The organism is Agarilytica rhodophyticola, from assembly GCF_002157225.2.
Taxonomy (GTDB): domain Bacteria; phylum Pseudomonadota; class Gammaproteobacteria; order Pseudomonadales; family Cellvibrionaceae; genus Agarilytica; species Agarilytica rhodophyticola.
On sequence record NZ_CP020038.1, the window covers coordinates 3,784,461 to 3,804,523 of the forward strand.

A 20,063-nucleotide genomic window follows, 5' to 3' on the forward strand; every position below is an offset into this window, starting at 1 on the left:
ACTTTACAATTTTTTCGAATAGCCGCGAGGAGTATAAATCCACGAGCTTCTATTATGGATAATACTGCGAGATTCACTATTACCAACGGTCACTAAAGTGAACATGTCTACATCCTTAGCATCAAGAGCTTCAAGTGTGGTAGTAATAATACTTTCATCCTCACGTGTTAACTGACGGCCCAATAGTACAGGTGTTTGCGCTGGGCGATATTTTAATAAAATATCCCGTGCCCGATTAATTTGCCAATCTCGTTTTCGCGAACGAGGATTGTAAAAAGAGACAACAAAATCTCCTTCTGCGCAAGCATAAATACGCTTTTCAATAGTCTGCCAAGGCGTTAATAAGTCAGATAACGATATTGTGCAAAAATCATGACCCAAGATTGCACCTATACGGCTTGCCCCTGCTTGCATTGCGGAGATACCAGGTATCACTTCGATCTCAACATCTTGCCATTGTGATTGACTTTCGTGCGGCTCAGTTGCGTGTTGGTTTCCCCCTTGTTGATCAAGTAACTCAAATACTAAGCTTGCCATCGCGTAAATACCAATATCGCCGCTAGAGATTAACGCTGTATTTTTTCCACTCGCGGCTAAATCTAAAGCCAAACGGGCCCGCCCTACTTCTTCACCGAGAGGTAAATCGTGATGGTTTTTACCGATACATATGTCACCGAGTAAATCTAAATATAAGCCATAGGCCACTAGATCCGAACATGTATTTATTGCAGCTATAGCCCGTGGTGCTACTAAGTCTTTAGCTCCAGGGCCTGCGCTTACCAAAAATAACTTATTCATTTTCACCTTTTTATGTTTTCCTTATAGGCCTTGGCAATTGCACAGGTAGCTCTAGCGTTTTTCTGTTTATTTAATATTAATTCAGCTGCGTTATTCTTCGAGCAAATATCAGCAGCTATTTTTGCATCATATAAAGCAGCAGACTCCGCCACACCGTATACACCAACGGTGTTGTAAACGTAGTCAGATTTAACACTCAGCTGTTCTTCAACGCTTGCCAATTGTTTCGCGCCATAAGTATGGTAGGGTTTGTTATACGATTCAGCCAAAGCAAGTAAACCTCTTTCGTCTGCTTTAATATCGATACTACTAATACTATGTATCTGATGTATACCTAATTCTACTTTTGCTAAACAATCCTCGAGTAACTGTTTTAGTTCTGCTTCAGGACAATCTCGTTCGCAACCCATACCTACCGTATAAATAGGCTCAACATACTGATTCGCCGTAGTTATCACCAATTTAGCATCAATACTTTTTGCCAGCTGTGCAGCCAGTTGGTTTGCACCACCTTCGTGTCCAGAGAGCAGAGGAATAACAAACTCGCCTCTTTCATCCAGTACTAATACAGCGGGGTCTCGATATTTATCTTTCAGTATGGGAGCCAGTGTTCGTATAACAATTCCAGTAGCGCATATAAAAATAAGTGCATCTTCTTCTAAAAATGCTTTCTGGACAGTATTTTTAAAGGATTCAGGTTTGTGCGACAAAGTAGCTTCAGGGTGCTTTTCCTGTAGCTTTTGTGCTAACTGCAAACCATTTGAAGTAAGTGAAATAATTCGCATGGACTTTATGTGTGCACTCATGAGCCAATACTCAAATTAGGCGGGTTGGCACTTCCAGCTGAAGTATTGTCCACAACAAGATCTCTTATATGAGCATTTCTTGTCACAACAAATAGTGAAAAATACGGCCCCTCTTGATGGAGCAATTGTTTTACATCTTGCTGTATATATTCATTTTCTCTACCGATGTACTCCAGGTAGCTCGCATCTTCAAGACGCTGGCTGTGCCTAAGGGCCGCCAAAATTTTTGTACGACTACGCCCTGCTTTCATAATGACAACACTATCGTTTTGCTCAAGTATGGTGACTAGCTGCTGTTCTGAGTGACGACCGCTGGCGATAGCAAAAGATTCTTTTAATAAGGTTAAAGGCAGTTGTAGTGCCGCTGATGCAGCATGTACAGATGAGATTCCCGGTATAACTTGACACTGACAGTGATCCTGTAAGCGCGTTAATAAGTACGCAAACGAAGCAAAAAATAGAGGGTCGCCTTCACATAAAAACACCACCTGTTTACCTTGCTCGATAGACGCCTTAATATTTTTTGCCGCTTTATCATAAACTCGATTGGCGATTTTTCTATCTTCGCACATGGGCATAATGACAGGAATTTCTTGTGCTTGTGTGCTTCGCTCAGCCAAAATATCTCGGGCGATACTTTTAGCTTGCGACTGTCCTTCTTCATTGGCAATGAAACTAATAATATCGGCACTTTTGATAATATTTGCCGCTTTTAATGTAACTAACTCAGGGTCTCCAGGGCCGACACCAACACCAACGAATTGAGCGCTCATATCAATTCACCTTTAACAAACTTAAAAATTTCTACTGGAAGCTTATGGGTATAATGCATATCTTTTTCATCATCTTTTTTTTGTAGATAAGCGCGTTTAACACTAATTTCAACACTTTCAACTTGCGAAGGTTGAAGCTTTTTTGCAAAACTTAATAATATCTCGCGGCTCTCTTGAATAACTGAAGTTGCCATTAATATGCCACCATTAGGCAATACTGACCAAGCGTATTTAAGTAAATCATGCAATTTCCCATCGCTACCTCCGATAAAGATTTTGTTGGGCTTGGGTAATTCCATTAAACACTCTGGCGCGCGATCATGTACAAGATGCAGATTATTGACAACACCAAAACGCCGCTGATTGGCACTGAGATAACGAAACCGTTGATCATGGCACTCGATCGCATAAATATTCGCACGATCATTCCAGTAAGCAAGCTCTACTGCAAGACCACCACAACCAGCACCAATATCCCAAATAACATCCGTTGCTGCAGTTTGCATTAATGATAAAATGGATAGTCTTACCTCACGCTTGGTAATCATTCCTTTGCCGGGTATTTCACCTGTTATGTAATGATGGTCGGGAATACCTGGAAATTCAGGGATAACGCAGCCAAAGCCTGCTGTTTGTATAAGCGTAATATGTAAAGTGGAAAAACTAAAGGGGTTTTTGTCTAGTAATTCACGTACGGTGTACTGAGAAATTTTTTCTCCTTTATAGCCAAGATCTTCACACACAGTTAACAGAGAATTTTCAAGCTGCGCTCTTGCGCACTCTTCTGCCAATGCTTGAGGGTGACTGTATTTATCGGTTAACACGAGAATATCTGTATTATTGGTTAGTACCCGTCGTAACTTCTCGATGGGGCGCCCATGCAAGCTAATCACCTCTATATCTTGCAAAGACAAGCCTAAACGATGACAGGCCACTTGAATACTGGATACAGCAGGATAGAAATAACAAGGCAACGGCGATTTGGGTTGCTGTTGATGGTTATAATGCTGATTTATCCAACGGCCAATACCATAGTACAACGGATCGCCCGAAGCCAATACACTAATTATTTTATCCGAGTTTTGATCAATAAAAACTCTTAGCTCTGATAACTTGGGCAACACTACTTGTTTGGGGAGTAATTCATCATTACTTTCGTTTGGAGTGTCAGTATTATCAAAAATCTTGCGAATAATATGCAATTGACGCTCAGAGCCGAAAATCCAATGGGATGTTTTAAGTGCACGAATAGCATCATGATTTAATTGGGCATATTCACTAACCCCCAAACCAATAACATGAATCGCCCCTGTATTGTGGTGAATGGAATTATCGGACATGGCTAATCGTCTATCGTTTTATTTATAAGTGTATTTTAATGAGCATTTCTAATAATATTCGTTGCGATTACAGCGCAATAAAGCATTACAACTCGCTGCGGATACCGCGCTTCCACCCTCTCTGCCTAGCAGAGTAATACATTCTAAGCCGAGATTTTTATGGGTATCCCAAAGAGCCTGTTTTGATTCTGCAGCACCGACAAAGCCCACTGGCATCGCTATTACCAAAGCTGGACGCACTTCAGTGGCCGCCAATATTTCCAATAAGCGAAACAAGGCTGTAGGTGCATTACCAATAATAATGACACTCCCTGCTAGGTGTTCACGCCATAATTGAACGGCAGCCATCGAACGGGTTTCACCATGAGTTTTCGCGATTACACGTGTATCACTATGATTTAAAAAACACATAGGTTCTTTTTCTATCATACGCTTAGTAATACCCTGCTTGACCATCTCGACATCACAAATAATATTGCAATTTTTAGCAAGTGCCCCCATACCCTGTGTACAAGCGCGTTCGCTAAATTTAACTTGGCTCGCCACCTGAGGCATACCTAAGCTATGTACAACACGCATCACCACTTGCTGCTGTTGCTGATTAAAATTATCTAATTGGCTCAATTGTCGAATAATTTCAAAGCTTTTTTGCTCAATTTTTTGAGGGTTTTTTTCGTACTCAAAAGACATTTATCGTATTACCTAGGTATATGCTACTCATTTTCAACTTAGAAACTGCTTCATAACTTGTGTTAAACCTTATGCTTTTCAAACAAAAAATATTCACACTGTTCCAAGCTGTTAAAGACTTTATCCGCCGGAGGAATGTGCGGACGTGTCAACATAAATACTGGAATCTTTAAATCTCGTGCAGCGTATAATTTTGCAATGGTGGATTCACCGCCGCTATTTTTACTCACCAGCACATCGATTTGGTGGCGTATCATAAATGAGTTTTCACTAGCGATATCAAACGGGCCAATGGCTTTAATCCAATTAACATTGCTAGGCAGCTCTACTTTAGGTACTGCCGCCGTTCGCAAGTAAACTTTACATTGAGAGTTGCTAGCAATGCGATTTAATACATCTTGTTGCAATTGTCCAACCGTCATAAATATAGATTTTTTATTGTCTAGGTGTGGTAACAATTGCGACCAGCTTTCATAATAAAACCAATTGTCATCGGCCTCTGCGTGCCAGGGAGGTCGCTGGAAACGCCAGCAAGGAATACCACAACTGTGAGCGGCCTCAATGGCCTTGCAACTTATTTTTTTTGCATAAGGATGGGTAACATCCAATACGGCACTCATCTTATTTTCAATAATGTAACGATCCAAACCGCCAAATTGACGAAAGCCTCCGCTGACAACATCACATGGGACGTTTGGCGTACGCACAAGCCCTGCCACGCTATAAGTCACTTTGATATCTTTTTTAAACAAACGCTCAGCAATTTTGCGGCCATCGGCAGTGCCACCTAAGATTAATATATGAGGCTCAGTGCACTCACTTATTATCATGATGTTATTTCGCTTGCATGTCCGACAAACTCCCCTCGCCTATTGATCGCCCAGATTTCTACGGCCACAGACTCAGGCACAATGCTCTGTGTTTTACGTAACGCTTGGTCACATATAGCATTGGCTAAATCTATACTGCTACAAAGCTCTAACACTTCCATGCTGGTATTCGCTTGAATAATATTATGTTGTAAGGATTGATTGGCACCCAAGCGCTTAGCAACAGATGCCATATGTTTAAAATCAATCGCTGACGCACGACTATTTAAGTCAAGGTGGCCATTGGCTAGTTTTGTTATTTTACCAAAACCTCCACAAATACTTAGCTTGTCGATAGGGGCTTTTTTCAAATGTTTAAGTACTGCTCCGGCAAAATCTCCCATTTCAATCAATGCTATATCAGGCAAGTGGTAATGCTGTCTTATCGCAGCTTCACTCGTGTTGCCTGTTGAGGCTGCAATATGAGTAATACCATTGGCTAATGCCACATCTATACCCTGGTGAATAGATGCCACCCAAGCAGCACAGGAAAACGGCCTAACAATACCGGTGGTTCCTAAAATCGAAAGGCCACCAACAATACCTAAACGAGGATTCATGGTTTTTGGCGCGATACGTTCACCATTTTCAATACCGACGGATACCTTAAAACCACCAACATAACCGTAGCGCTGGGCATAATCCGCTAAATGCTGACAGATCATTTGACGCGGTACGGGGTTAATTGCAGGCTCACCTACTGCCACAGACAGACCTTTGCGAGTAACGGTGCCCACCCCTTGAGCCGCCTTAAACTCGACGCCAGTTTGCTTAGACAAATACACTTGAGCAAATACTTTTGCACCATGTGTCACATCGGGATCATCGCCAGCATCTTTGATTGTGGCTGCGCGCACATGATCAGATAACTGCTGGCATTCAATAATCGTTAGCTCAACTACCTTACCTTTAGGAAGGGTTACACTGACTATACGAGCGTTTTTATTGGTAAATATTTTTTCTACACAGGCAACGACGCATGCAGTGGCACATGCGCCTGTGGTTAACCCTGTTTTTAAAGGACGAGCGTGCTCATCACTTTCTTTCCACATCTACCTTGGTCTCTAAGGCCTGTTGGCATTTCATTTATGATAAGGTTTGACTTAACCAAAAGCTTCCAAGGGCAATAGAAGTCGCGGCCAGTAGTCGGCGACTCCAATAAAATAGATGCTCATAGCGCTGCTTCAAAAGTTGTTGTGAATAGGCAAACCCCAAGCCAAAGATTACCATGGATAACATTACGCCGGCGGAAAACAGTCCTAGATAAAATAAAGCTACTGCGACTTTTCCCTGCGTCACGGCAGGCACCAAAGCCAGTGCCGGTGCACTGCCCGCCATACCATGCATAACACCGATCATTATCGGCTTGTGCAGATCCTGTACCGGCTGTTTACCGTTGTCACGGGTATTGTGAATATGCTCAGGTTGATGCCAGTGAGTATGCTCTATGTCGCCATGCTTATGGGTGTGCAGGGTAATGCTTTCCTTGCGAAACTGCCAAAAGCAACCGAGCCCCAAGGCAATCAATAATACGCCGACACTGGCCTCGGCGAACCATTGTAAAGACTCAGGTATGGCGGTACCAAAGGCAAATACAAGGATGCCGAACAATAATAAAATGGCACCATGACCCAGCGCCCAATGGGCACTGTACAGCAAGGTTTTTCGAAAGCCCGGTTGCTGGTTACTTAACACAGATACAGCCATGACATGATCGGCATCTAGCGCATGAATAAAACCTAAACCAAAGCCTATAGCAAGAAGTGGAAAAATCTCAATAAGCACTGTTAATACCTTTTTCTGTGGTTTTTTCTTTGGCTTCTGGTATGGCGCAATCGAAAGAATTTGTGGTAAATATTTTGGCCACAGCTTCTGGATTAGAAGGAAAAAACAAATGTAAATAACTGGCGATTAGCGAACCTTGACGATAAATCGCCTCTCCTGGCGCTGGATGGCGTTGACGTTTGCCGTAGGCTATGGGCTCAGGGGTATCGCAGCTGCGCGAGCGATGATGGGCATGGCCGCGCACTTCACCTTCTGGTAGCAAAGCCGTTTGCATACCCTGGCATCCACGCTTACCTCGCATGACGCCATGGCCCGCCATTAAACCTAGCATAGGATGCTCGATCTGGTCTAAATCCGTCAGGCTTTGCAAGCAATATAAAAAGCCTCCACACTCGGCCAAAATAGCTTTTCCTGCGATAAAAAAAGCTTTTATCTGTGTAATCAAATTATGATTATTAGCCAGCTGAGCAGCATGTAGCTCAGGGTAACCACCAGGCAACCAGAGAGCATCCACTGCGGGAAGGTCACTATCTTGTAGTGGCGAGAAAAATCGCAATTGCGCTCCCATATCTTCTAGTAGTTGCACATTAGCTTGGTAAATAAAGCTAAAAGCAGCATCTCTTGCGATACCAATTTTAAGCCCTGTTAAAAGGGGGGCTATGGGCGGTAAATCTTGTTCGTAGAATTCACATTGGGGCAAGTTAGCAAGGGCCTTATCTAGCTCCGCTTTGGCAAGTAAATCGGCGGCGGCCTCAAAACGGCTTTCCAGTTGATCTTGCACTTCACAGGCTTGCACCAAGCCTAAATGGCGTTCAGGTAAGGCTATATTCTCCCCGCGTTCAAGCGCGGCCAACAAAGGTAAGGACTCTGGCAATGCATCTTCAATAAGTTGCCGATGCCGTTCACTGCCACATTTATTAGCGATTAAGCCATAAACATGACAGTCATCGCGAAAGCTCGCTAAACCGTGAGCAATGGCCGCGGCCGTTTGTGCCATACCTTTAACATCCATGATAATAACAATGGGGATCTTAAAATAGGCAGCTAAATCAGCACTGGATGGTTCACCATCAAACATCCCCATAGCTCCCTCGATAAGAATAAGATCCGCCTCTTGCGCCGCTTGATAGAGTTTGTGTCGACACCAGTCTTGACCAGCCATCCACATATCCAAGGGCTCTACTTGCTGGTCAGATGCTTGCGCCAATATTTGCGGGTCGAGGTAATCTGGGCCGGTTTTAAATACCCGTACGACCTTACCCTGCCGTTTTAGTAAACGAGCAATACCCGCTGAAATAGTCGTTTTACCTTGACCAGAAGCTGGCGCAGAAAGAAACAAAGCTGGACATAGGGCACGTCGGCGAGACATAGTATCGGATAAAGTAGGTTTGCTCATCAAAACTCGATCCCAGCTTGTGCTTTTACCCCCAGGCGAAAAGCATGCTTTTCATCATTCACTACAGAAATAGTATCGGCGATCTCCTGTAGAGGCAGGGCCATGGTACGACCGGTGATTATCACGTGTTGATGCTTTGGGCGCGCAGTAATAGCCTTAACCACAGGCGCGACTTGCAGGTAGTCGTACTTGAACATATAACTCATTTCATCAAACACCAGCATCGCGTAGCTATCGTCTTGCAGCAGTTGTTCGGCTAGCTGCCAAGCTTTTTGTGCTGCAGCGATATCCTGTTGTTTGTCTTGCGTCTCCCACGTAAAACCGTGTCCCATAATATGCCAGTCTACTAGTGGATGATCTTTAAAGAATTTGTATTCACCGGTTTCCACTCGCCCTTTGATAAACTGAATCACAGCGCATTTTTTACCATGGCCTAGAGTCCGAGCCATCGTGCCAAAGGCCGAGCTACTTTTACCCTTACCATTACCTTTTAATAAAATTAACACACCTCTCTCTTCTGTCGCCTTGGCGATGCGTGCATCAATAACGGCCTTCTTACTTGCCATTTGTTTTTTATGAGTGTTATCGGTCATAGGTTATGTCTGAAAAAGGGTGTTTTAAATGAACAACAGTTTTTATCAGATTACGTCGTATTAAATTTGTATTAGATAAGTTACTGCACGACTAAAGAATACTTGTATTAATATTCAGGCCCCAGGCCCTATTGATACTAATTTATAAGAGGTAAATACCTTGCATTTAAAACATCGGCAATCCTCTCCCCTCTACCTCTTTTCACAGCAGATTGTTCGATATCAATGAGCACTATATCTCCCATTAATGGAATATCATCAAAGCGCTGAGTAGTTTTGCCATCGGTTATAATATATGTTCGTAAATGCACCTTGGGCATTTGCCTAAGTTGTTGCTGCTGAAATTGTTGCGCGCGCTGTAGTGCTAAACGTAAAGGCGTCCCCCCCGTTGCCGGTATAGTATCCAGTAGGTGTGACAGCGCTTTAGGGGCTTTTTGTTTGCTTAATAACACTTCTACTTGTTGATTGCCAAAGCCCAGTATAGCCAACTGCTCGCGAGCCCAGTAGGCATGTTTAGCGATATCGACAATGACTGCCTTAGCCTGACTAAACAAAGATTTTTCAAGAGTCGAGGCTGAGGTATCCAATAAAATTAAATGGATTGTATCTTGCCCTTTGTGGCGGCTTTTAAAATGCAGTTGTTTAAGGGGCCAACGGCCCGCACTGGCGAGCAAACTAGTAAACCAGTTAACTTTTTTACCTAAGCCGCTGCCTACTTTTTTATCACGATGTGAGGAAAATAAACGGCTGTATGTATTGCCTGACAGGCGATAACGAGCCTGCCTGTCACTAACAGCCATAGCAGTTCTTATTGGAAGTCTGTCGGCTGAAATATCCAGGTTCATAGGTATAGATGCAGCTGTTTTTTGTTGCTGAGGAGGTAAGGCGCCCCAATCACTCTCGTTATCATGCCTGTCTTCAGATCCGACAGAGTATTGTTGCCCTCTACTTGGATTTTTTTCATCGCCAGGCTCTTTAGTAGATTCGGCCCGGGGATTAGCTGAAGGCGGTCTTGAGAAAGGTGGACGAGGAGAAGAATCTTCATCTTTCGTTTGACGACGATGATTCAACACCAGGTCTTCCACCGCCGCAATATCATCATGAGATACCACCAGGCGTCCAGCGAATGCCGCATGAGCCATAGCGGCGCGCAGCCATACAATATCACCACGCATACCATCTACATTGGCGGCTTGACAACGCTGAGCGATGATACGACGCAGTTCCTGAGGACAGATTACTTTGCCTAATAAGTCACGTGCGTTGACAATATCTTGTGCCAGTGACTGTTGTTGGTCTGCATATTGTTGTATGAAAGTGTGCGGATCAGCATCAAATTGCTCGCGCAGGTTGACAATCTCTACCCGTTGGTCGATGTTGTAACGATCATCTAACGCCACACCCAAACCAAAGCGATCCTGCAGTTGTGGACGCAGTTCTCCCTCATCAGGATTCATAGTACCCAATAAAATAAACTGCGCACTATGACGGTGGCTGATGCCATCTCGCTCAACAATATTGACGCCGCTACTGGCCACATCCAACAATAGATCCACGAGCTGATCAGGTAACAAGTTAACTTCATCCACATACAAAAGGCCACCGTCAGCCTTGGCCAACAAGCCCTTTTGAAACGTGACATTTTTATCCTGCAAGACTTGCTGCAAGTTAAGTGTGCCGACCAGCATTTCTTCCGTTGCCCCCAACGGCAGTGTCACAAACGGCTGAGAAATTAATGAGGTGTTACACAACACGCCAGCCAAGCCTCTTGCCAAGGTAGATTTAGCTGTACCTCTGGGGCCATAGACCAAAACACCACCAATGGCTGGATTTATCGCCACTAAGCACAAGGCTAATTTATAAGAGTGCTGAGCGACTACCGCAGTAAAAGGGAAACTGGGTTTATCGCGTTTTGCGCCTTGCTCACTATTTTCCTTTGCAGTAATTTGACCATAATGTTCAGTCATTGGCCTTAAAGCCTTTCAGTACATGGCGGTTTAGCGTCCAGGCACAGAACGCACCTAGTACCAACCAAAATAAAAAATTACTGACTCCACTAGCAAAGAAAAACTGCTGATGGAGGTCTGTTAACGCGGCGACTGCTGTAGGGTCTGGATGAGCGAAAGTCGGCCCGCTGTGGTGAGGAATACTAACCACATAAGGCAGAGCGATCAGGACAATGCCAATCGCCTTAATTTTCATCGGGGCGAAGGCAACAACCAGCATACCGACACCAACCCCGGAAACCGCAAACAGCCACCACAGCTGTCGCGCTTCAATAGCAGCAGCCTGCACACCGGGTATTTCAGGAGGCAACCCCAGTCCAGGCGCAACAAAGAAAGTAACAAAACCTGCCACACCCCAGAGTAGCCCGCGGCTATTACCCAGCTTGATAATATTTTGCAGCTTAAGTTGACACATAATCGCCAACAGTAAAGTAGCAAAGCCAATACCTGCAAACATATTAGAAATGACAGTGTAGAAGGTTCTCTCATTGCCATCTTCTGGAGCCCAAGCCTGAGCACTATGGTCATGACTAGCGTGATCATGCCCCGCTGAGATTTCAAAGGTTTCCGCTGCAAAAATTATCGGGTTAACAATAAATATTTGCGCAAGGCTTAAAATAAACCCAGCCACAATACCTACCAGTAAGGCGTTAACAATGATTCGACGAAACAACATAATGTGGCAGCACCCAGTATATAAACATCATCGACCTATCTAAGTACGGAAGATGAATGATGGAAGGCAAATTTAATGGCAGGGAAAAGCCAGAGCGTGACGAGTATCATGGGCTGCATTGTGAGCAGCTTCCATAGGCAAAAAGCCAACGGCAAACAAAACCACAGTTCCCAATATTAGTGCGGCGATATTCTGAAACAGAAAAGAAACACGGGGTTGAACCACAGCTTCTTCAGTGGCAGTGATTTGAGATGGTAATGGAGTCGACATTTGGTTATTGCCCTTTCTATCCCTTCACTCTCGCAAGACGTGTATAGGTTTTGTCAGTTGAAAATATACACTATTGGAGTGTGCATAAATGTATGATGGGGATGCTACCAATAAAATGGAAATATTTAAAGTTAGGCGATGGCACTCGGGCAAGTGTTTGAAAAGATAAATTCCTTAATATTTAAGTCTGAGGAGCTACGGATGTTAAGCTGTGGGGCATTCACCTGGGATGAACCAGGTGAATAAAACACGAGAGATTCTATTTTACAATCCTTTTTAATGAAGTAAACGCCACAGCAAATAAGATAGCAAGCATCCACAGATCATTACTGCCACCGCCACCACCGCTACGAGTATTAGGATTATTACTTGGAGTTGTTGCTGCGGTAGGGCTATTATTAGATGTTCCATTTTGTTGTCCTGTGATAGTTAATTGGCGAACCAATAAATGACGATCTTCATCAAATTTATCGTCGGAAATATAAAGCCACGTCAACAAATGTTCTCCTGCGGCAATATTTATCGTCTGTTTTTGCCAGCTCTCTCCGTCAGGCGATAAGGGTCTTTGTTCATCATCGAGCACTTCTTTGTTATCGAGAGTTACAGTAGCAAAGTCCAATAATTCACCCTCTTCATTTTCACCCAATTTTGAATATCGCCACTCAAAACTTGCGCTAGCAGGGCCGGTTACAACCGTCTGTAATACTGAGGGCTCAAAACTGTCCTCTGTTAGTGTTCCGCTGCGAACAGTGCCACCTTCATTGCTGGCATTTTTCCAACGACTGGCACCGCCGCTGTAAAATGCTCGCGAACTGAAGCTATTATCTAACGAGACCTTGGCCATAGGCGAAGCCATAACCGTGGTTTTTAGAGTCGCATCGGAACCTTGGTTATTAATGTCACTCTCTAAGGTTAGGCGAAAGCTTTCAGCCTGAGAGGATTTTATCTTCACATCAAAAGTACAACTTGCGCCGGCTGTGATGGTTTTGTTGATACAATTGTTCGCTTGAAGTGTGGCAATATTACTGTTGGAAGTTTTTTGTCTAAAGACTGTCTGTGCTGAGTCAGAATTATTTTGAACACTTAATGTTAGCGGCATTGTATGATCAACAGGAATATACCCAAGTGACACCTGTCCAGTTTGACTTAAATGACTCATATTTTGCGCTAACCAGTCTTCGAACGAAGATACTTTCGCATAGACACCAAACTGGTTTGCGCCGCCACACTCAGTACCCCAACTGACAATCCCAATTTGTCTATATTCTCCAAGCTGCTTCACAACCAGAGGGCCACCGCTATCACCCTGACAGGAGTCTTTACCGCCCTTAATATCACCAGCACATAACATTACTTCAAAATTTTGTTCATCTTCTTGCCTCATAATTCTTTCACAAGTAGCACTGTCCACAAGCGGTACATCAACTTCTTGTAGGATGGCAGGCAGTTTTTCCGCGTCAAGAGATGTTAACCCCCACCCCATTACGGTTAAATTCTCTCCCGCTCTAACACTGGCAGCCTCAACATTATTAATAGGTTTAACTTGAGACATATTTGCGTCGGAAGCTAACTCTAACAAAGCAATATCGTTATTAATTGTAGAATCATTATAGTCCCAATGAGAAATGATACGCTTTACCGAAAACTTGGTGCCTGCCGTACTTTCCTCACTCAAATCATGTCCGCCGATGCGAACTTCAATATCTTCTGCAGCTCCACCACCTAGACAATGAGCAGCAGTGAGTACGTAATTTTGTGCTATTAGACTACCACCACAAAAATGTCCTCCGCGCTCGTTAAAAGGTGCTTTAGAATCTTTACTTTGAATAGATACCATCCAGGGATATGCGCCCTTCTTAGCGTTTTCACCTAAGATAATATAAGGTGTTATTTTTTTTGTTTCTGTCGCGTGAATTGTTTGCCCGTATGCAATAGTAATTGATATGACGGACAACAGAAGCTTGGATACTAGTGGGAGTTTCACAACACTTCTCCTTTCTTTACTAAATTATTTTCAACTTAAATGACAAACCATCACTGCTTTAAAAGCTTCAAAAAATTTATCAGCGACAGCGGTTGGATTTTAGTATATGTAAAAAGAACGGCGAAACTGTATCAAATTGTGTGAGTTTTAATTGACTATGAAACACTTTAAGAAATGAGTATTTATTAAAAAAAATTAATGTTTTACTCAAATTTATTTAGATTAAATTTAGTTCATTATTTATTTTATTGGTACTAGTTAACATTAATTAAATTATATCTACTAATAAGAATTTTAGTGACTAGAAAAACCCCGTAATGCGATCAAAAATGAAAAAATATTTATCAATAATCTGCAAAATTAAAAATCGCTATTAGCATCAAGCTCTTTTGCTAAACTGATAGGTATCCATAATGAATTAAGTAACATTAACAAAATCTAGATCATATAAAAAATTTATAAATAATAGGTACAAACTGTTGAGAACGAACTATCGAGGGTAAACAAGGTGTTTAATATAGAAAGGGAAATATAAGGTGTAGAGAGGGAAATATAAGATAGCGAGTAAAAAAGATAATTTGTGTGTTGCCACCGTTAATGACAACACACAGAGTTTTAGCGTTTAATCCATTTACCACTGGATGTTTGCACATAGTGGCCGGCTTGAGTTTTTGATTGTGCCTTTTCCCCAGCCAGCTGCTCCACTACATTGAGAGGTTTCCCCACTTTGGTGGCCACTTGCTGATATTTAGCTTTACGCTTGGTATTGATATCGCGAATTAAGGCTGCCACTTCCCCAGAAGGTTTACCATTGGGGGCACCTAAATAACCATTAGTGGTTTCGCCAACGAGTCCTTTGGCCTTGGCCGCAGATAGATCGATAGCAAAGGCAGCACTGGGTAATATTACGGCAAGCAATGCCAGTGAAAGAAGTATTTGTCTCATATTCATTATCATTCCCCTAAAACAAGCCTGAATCTTCCGACAAAATTTCGTCGAGTTCTTTATCAACTTTGACACGAATTTCATGTTCAATTTTAACGTTGAGGTTAATAGTGATGGGTTTATCTGACGCTTCGACTTTAACGGTAGGTGTACATGCACTCGCCCCTAACACTAAAATTAAAACGGCTACAATACTCCGCAATTGTATTAAATATCGAAACATGATGTTACAACCTCTGTTCACATATATTAGTATTGGACAAACCGCCCAGGTTATTGTTTAGCAATTGTTCTATCTCGGCTTCCAGCCCTGACTGCAAACGCAGCAATTCCATAGTTGAGCTCATATCCACCTCTGTATTCAAATTTAAATCGACTCTTTGCCCTCCCGCTACATCCGGATTGTTGCCGGAAATTTGTGACTTAAAAATCAATCTTCCCTTGTTGAAGTTCACCTGTGTATTAAGTATTTCATAGTTGAAGTTCTCTAATACATCCAAGGTTAATTTTAACTGCTCATTTAAATCAGTACTGCTATTTAGGGGCGAGGAATAACGAATCAACCCTCCATTGTTGTTATGCAGTTTACCATCGTCAATTACAGCACTACCAGCGCTGATGCTAACAGGTAAAGAGCCTGAAACCTTGCCCGTAGTTTGTAACCCATCAATTTGCTGTGTTCTGACAACCTCAGATAAATCTACATCTGTAATATTCACCCTAACGTCCATATTGTCGCCAAAATCTATGCGTCCAGGTTGCAGTGAAATCGTGCCGCTAAATAGCTTTGCAGATGCTTGATTTAGTACTATGTAGTCATCCTTATTGTCGTCTTGCGTTTGTATATTCAGCACTCCAGTCGCTTTAATATCGTGCATATCAACACCTACATTGGCTGTGGCAACGGTGGTTTCAAAACTAAACTCTTGCCTATTATCAACAGAGTCTGAACTAGGTGTACTGAACCGTAGCTGAACACCTTCAAAGCTACCAAACTCGCCAAGAATATTGCCATTTAAAAGCTTAGCTTCGGCTGCAATTGTGGTTTTCTCCCCTACTGTATCGATATGCAGCTTTGCACTTAACTCACCCTTAGTTACATCTAGGGGTAAACGATCGATATTGAGCCAATGTTTGGAGGTGGACTGCTTAGAAAAAAAGGCATCGGCTTCAAGCCGCAGCTGAGAAGCTCCTTCACGGCTCTGCCAGTCGCCTTCTACTAAACGTTGTTGGCACATATTGTTTAACCAAAAATCCGCCTTGGTCAGTCCCTCTTCTGCTAAGTCGAGGTTGAGATTAAAAATATAAGCAGGCAGCTGATAGTCATCGACAACTAAGGGTTCGGAGATGAGTTCAGCATGAATATTCTGTCCTGATGAGCGCAGTATAAGATGGTTTTCTAAAGATATTGCCGGCTTATCATAAGAAAGCGTAATGTCGGCGTTGATGGTTTTATCAAAAAAACCTGCCGTATTATTACCATGATTGACAATAAAATCTTGCGGCGGAAAAGCAAGGGTAAATTGAGATATGTTGTTATTTTCCAGCGATCGAATCGCAAGTTCCAGCGTTTGATCTTCTGTGAACGCAATTGCTGTAGATTGTTGGTTTGTCTTGATGAATCCATCGAGAACAATATCCTGTTGTTTATCACTAAATATTCCGTCTTCATTTTTTTTATCTAGTTCAGCTAAAAGAGCGCTTAAGCCTTTACTTTTAAGGGTGGTACGTACATTAAAACCTAACTCTTTGGCGGCAAGATCAATGTTAATGTTTTTTTGTGTGATGGATGCTAAATGCTCCATCGTATTATTGACCGCCCGCATAAAAAACACATGGGTTTGCAAAGGTGTTTCTACTTTTATGGCTTGGCTATTTAAATCCATTTCTATATTTAAACCATCATTCACGCGAACATCAAACTCAGGTAGATTATCTATTTTGTATGAAAGGCTATTATTAAATTCTGCGTCGTCGAATAACGATAGGTATGCTTTATTATCTTTAATTTTTACCTGGCCTTGAGTATCCAACCTTGCACTTAATCCATGCTGCTGTTGTACATTGGCATCGACAAATATGGCTAACTGCAAGCCTTCCATGCCAGCCCCTGTTTCTGGCAAGGTAAGCTGGTTTTTAACACGCACATCTCCAAACATGGATGGCTGAGGTAGAAACTCTGAAACCTTGGATAACATAATATAAGAATTGATTTCACCCACCAACATGCTCTGCTCTTTAGTCATGTCTGCAGATATATCGAGCCAACGCTGCTCTTCATTATCTTTAGTTCCGTAAAAAGTAAGGTGATTCTTATTATCTATAAGCAGATCGAATCTATGAGATAGCACTACATTTTGTGTTTGCACTGACATCTGCGCCTGTCCTCGCACAGAGTTTGCATCTGCGGTTAGCATGATATTAGAAAATTCCAGATCAGCGAATTTAATTTGCGCAGAAATATCTCCCGGGACATCATGTGTTAGGCGCTCAACATAAACCGATAATTGAGGGGCACGTTTTAGCAAGACACTTGGTAGATATTCTGATCGAACCAGTGTTGTTGGCGGCTGAGAGCGTGTCGTATTTTTAACCTCATCATACGCTAAATGTACACTATTAACATATAATGACAGCCCTTTGCTGCCCTCATAGCTCAGACGTCCTCCCTCTAACAATAATTGGCCTATACTCTGCCGTGCGAGCACGAGTTTACGAATATTAAGGCGCTTCCATGTAGGATAACCTACCTTCACACTGAGCAAGCGAAGCTCGCTGTCTTTTAGGAAATGAGAAATTGCGACGGGAAGGTAAAAAGGAAATAACACATAAGCAGCAAGTAAGACGCTGAAAAAAATAACAGCAAAATATGATATTGTTTTTAGCAACCATCTCCTTTTCACATGTATTTAGCTCTTTATTTATTTTACTCGTCTTATTAGTGATTAAATATTACATCAACGTTCATATTAGCCTACTATCAGATCAGCTCACCAAACTTACTTAGTGTTTTACCAATGTCAGCTTTAACATTAGCATTGAAATTAAAAAATTGGATCATTTACTTGCATCCCTGCAAATAACAGCATATCAACTACCGATACGCCCGCCTCCAATTTTTCGCGTTACCATAACGGCAGGTCGTGGTGGCATATCATCGGAAAAATCAGGCCAGCGAGTGCTAGGCTTATCATAACTTGAACCACTGGCAGGATGTTGTACAGAGCAAAATAAGTTTTCGCTATCGGGCGTAAAAAACGGGCCACACATTTCAGCACCAATAGGAATACGCATAAAGCGCTTAGTCAACCCTCTATGGCTGCCACTAACTTCTGTTGCCCACATACCATCGGCGATACCAGAGTGCTGCGCGCCGTCGGAACAGATCCATAAATTGCCCAAGCGGTCGAAGGCACAGTTATCGGGGCAAGATAGCCAGCCTCTATCACTAGTATCAGGGTGGTAAAGCGCGACAGTTTTTTTCGGGTCGCCCGCCAATAAAAATAGTTCCCAACGGAAGCGTTGATCACTGTGGTCACCATTTTCGGGCCAGAACTCGATAATCTGACCATGCTTATTATGAGGACGAGGATTCGCCGGATTTAAGTCATCGGCCTTGCGATCAGAGTTGTTAGTTAACATGGCATAAACCTTACCAGTAACCGGATTTACCTCCACATCCTCAGGCCTATCCATCGGCGTGGCGGCCATTAAGTCAGCAGCTCGACGTGCATCTATATAGACATCACCTTGGCTGGCAAAATTATTCTTCTCAGTAAGAGGGCCTTGGCCATAGACTAAAGGCTGCCATTGCAAAGTACCATCTTCTTTAAACTGAGCGACGTATAAGGTGCCTTCTTCAAGCAGATTAAGGTTTGCTGCACGATTGTCTTTATCATATTTATTTTTACTGACAAATTTATAGATGTATTCAAACTTCTGATCATCCCCGGAATATGCCACTACATGCCCGTCATCGTTAATGAAGACATTACAACCTTCATGCTTATAGCGTCCAAGCGTTGTTCTTTTTTTCGGTTTTGACTGCGGATCGTAAGGGTCGATTTCGACTATCCACCCCATGTGCAATAACTCATGAGGATTTTTATCGAGGTTCCAACGATCTATATATTCACCCCAGTTTTTATAACGCTTAAACATACCAAAGCGCTCATAATTATCAGCTTCATCGGTAGATTTGTAGTCGCCACTGAAAAAGCCATCAACATTTTCCTCACCTGTAAGAATCGTTCCCCAAGGAGTAACACCGCCGGCGCAGTTGCCGTATGTGCCTAAAGTATGAACACCATCTTTTGAAATAATGGATTGCAAACGGGGATTGCCTGCAGCCGCGCCAGTAATCTGCATGGGTGTATCTGGAGTAATACGGCGATTGTATTGAGAACTCGTCACTCGCTGCCAGACACCGTCTACTTGTTTAATTTCTACAACACTTAAGCCATGTGCAGCAATATCGACATCCACTTGCTCGCGACTGAGCTTTTGCCCTTTGGGTGAACCGGGAAACATCAGTTCTGGGATGGTATATTCGTGATTGACGACTAATAAACCATGCTCGGATGATTGACTGCCAAGTGGCAGAGGTACAAAGCCGATGAAGTCATTGTTGTAACCAAAGCTTTGCAGTTGTCGCTTGGCTGTCTGACTGCGCGGGTCAAAGGCTTCTACACCATCAAAAATAGCATCCCCCCAGCGTACAAGCACTTGACTTTGGTATCCTTCAGGAACGCTAAAGCTTTCATCAATGGTATGATCTAATTCTTTGAAGCCCAGTGAAGCCGGTGGGTTGAGATCAGATCTAGACTGGCTGGTACTCTCTTGCGTGCTTATGGCACACGAAGATGCCAAAGCTGCAGCACCAAGAGAAGAAGCATTCCTCAAGAACCCCCGCCGACTGACATAAGCGTCTAAAACTTGCTCAAACGCCTGCGTCTTTTTATGCTCGCTATTCATATTACGCTAATCCAAATATTTGTTTTCAATTCCAGTTATCTATGTTGGGCCGGTAATTGGCTTGGCAATGATACAGCATTCGTCAAGGTATTCTAAGTAACAGTGAAAAATAGTTCTCACAGTAATGTGAGCTTGCAATAACACTCACTACAAGACCA

The 20,063-nt window shown here is 42.8% G+C and carries 18 protein-coding genes; all 18 read right to left on the minus strand.

Annotated features, from left to right (window positions below; translation table 11 throughout):
- Positions 1-3 precede the first annotated feature (3 nt).
- Positions 4-798, minus strand: a complete 795-nt coding sequence (cobJ, locus tag BVC89_RS15750; protein ID WP_086932115.1) for a precorrin-3B C(17)-methyltransferase — start codon at positions 796-798, stop codon at positions 4-6.
- 2 nt (positions 799-800) lie between these two features.
- Positions 801-1,604 (minus strand): cobalt-precorrin 5A hydrolase, encoded by an 804-nt coding sequence (locus BVC89_RS15755; protein ID WP_086932116.1) that lies wholly within the window; start codon positions 1,602-1,604, stop codon positions 801-803.
- A complete protein-coding gene (gene cobI / locus BVC89_RS15760) occupies positions 1,601-2,377 on the minus strand; it encodes a precorrin-2 C(20)-methyltransferase (protein ID WP_086932117.1) in 777 nt (258 codons plus the stop codon). The genes BVC89_RS15755 and cobI overlap by 4 nt, the downstream gene beginning before the upstream one ends.
- Positions 2,374-3,717, minus strand: a complete 1,344-nt coding sequence (cbiE, locus tag BVC89_RS15765; RefSeq protein ID WP_086932118.1) for a precorrin-6y C5,15-methyltransferase (decarboxylating) subunit CbiE — start codon at positions 3,715-3,717, stop codon at positions 2,374-2,376. Before cbiE ends, cobI begins: the two co-directional genes overlap by 4 nt.
- Before the next feature lie 48 nt (positions 3,718-3,765).
- Complete coding sequence (locus BVC89_RS15770; RefSeq protein WP_086932119.1) at positions 3,766-4,407, minus strand: precorrin-8X methylmutase; 642 nt, start codon at positions 4,405-4,407, stop codon at positions 3,766-3,768.
- A 62-nt stretch (positions 4,408-4,469) separates the two neighbouring features.
- On the minus strand, positions 4,470-5,237 hold the full coding sequence (locus BVC89_RS15775) for a precorrin-6A/cobalt-precorrin-6A reductase (RefSeq protein WP_086932120.1): 768 nt from the start codon (positions 5,235-5,237) through the stop codon (positions 4,470-4,472).
- Complete coding sequence (locus BVC89_RS15780; protein ID WP_086932121.1) at positions 5,234-6,328, minus strand: cobalt-precorrin-5B (C(1))-methyltransferase; 1,095 nt, start codon at positions 6,326-6,328, stop codon at positions 5,234-5,236. The genes BVC89_RS15775 and BVC89_RS15780 overlap by 4 nt, the downstream gene beginning before the upstream one ends.
- A gap of 34 nt (positions 6,329-6,362) precedes the next feature.
- On the minus strand, positions 6,363-7,061 hold the full coding sequence (locus BVC89_RS15785; RefSeq protein ID WP_086932122.1) for an urease accessory protein UreH domain-containing protein: 699 nt from the start codon (positions 7,059-7,061) through the stop codon (positions 6,363-6,365).
- A complete protein-coding gene (locus BVC89_RS15790) occupies positions 7,051-8,457 on the minus strand; it encodes a cobyrinic acid a,c-diamide synthase CobB (protein ID WP_245929097.1) in 1,407 nt (468 codons plus the stop codon). The genes BVC89_RS15785 and BVC89_RS15790 overlap by 11 nt, the downstream gene beginning before the upstream one ends.
- Positions 8,457-9,050, minus strand: coding sequence for a cob(I)yrinic acid a,c-diamide adenosyltransferase (gene cobO, locus BVC89_RS15795; RefSeq protein WP_086932123.1), 594 nt, complete (start codon positions 9,048-9,050; stop codon positions 8,457-8,459). Before cobO ends, BVC89_RS15790 begins: the two co-directional genes overlap by 1 nt.
- A 137-nt stretch (positions 9,051-9,187) precedes the next feature.
- A complete protein-coding gene (locus BVC89_RS15800) occupies positions 9,188-11,017 on the minus strand; it encodes an AAA family ATPase (protein WP_086932124.1) in 1,830 nt (609 codons plus the stop codon).
- Complete coding sequence (locus tag BVC89_RS15805; protein WP_086932125.1) at positions 11,010-11,732, minus strand: CbtA family protein; 723 nt, start codon at positions 11,730-11,732, stop codon at positions 11,010-11,012. Before BVC89_RS15805 ends, BVC89_RS15800 begins: the two co-directional genes overlap by 8 nt.
- Positions 11,733-11,804: 72 nt before the next feature.
- Complete coding sequence (locus BVC89_RS15810; RefSeq protein ID WP_086932126.1) at positions 11,805-12,002, minus strand: CbtB domain-containing protein; 198 nt, start codon at positions 12,000-12,002, stop codon at positions 11,805-11,807.
- Positions 12,003-12,261: 259 nt separating this feature from the next.
- Positions 12,262-13,986, minus strand: coding sequence for a serine protease (locus BVC89_RS15815; RefSeq protein ID WP_086932127.1), 1,725 nt, complete (start codon positions 13,984-13,986; stop codon positions 12,262-12,264).
- A 615-nt stretch (positions 13,987-14,601) separates the two neighbouring features.
- Positions 14,602-14,931, minus strand: a complete 330-nt coding sequence (locus tag BVC89_RS15820) for a YdbL family probable chaperone protein (protein ID WP_216824991.1) — start codon at positions 14,929-14,931, stop codon at positions 14,602-14,604.
- A gap of 16 nt (positions 14,932-14,947) precedes the next feature.
- The gene (locus tag BVC89_RS15825; RefSeq protein ID WP_216824992.1) at positions 14,948-15,154 is read right to left on the minus strand and encodes a YnbE family lipoprotein; all 207 of its coding nucleotides are present in this window, start codon (positions 15,152-15,154) and stop codon (positions 14,948-14,950) included.
- Positions 15,155-15,158: 4 nt separating this feature from the next.
- Positions 15,159-17,819: an intermembrane phospholipid transport protein YdbH family protein gene (locus tag BVC89_RS15830; protein ID WP_086932129.1), complete on the minus strand. Its 2,661-nt coding sequence runs from the start codon at positions 17,817-17,819 to the stop codon at positions 15,159-15,161.
- 202 nt (positions 17,820-18,021) lie between these two features.
- Positions 18,022-19,905 carry a PhoX family protein gene (locus BVC89_RS15835; protein WP_086932130.1) on the minus strand — a complete coding sequence of 628 codons (1,884 nt, stop codon included), beginning with the start codon at positions 19,903-19,905 and terminating at the stop codon, positions 18,022-18,024.
- Positions 19,906-20,063: the final 158 nt, after the last annotated feature.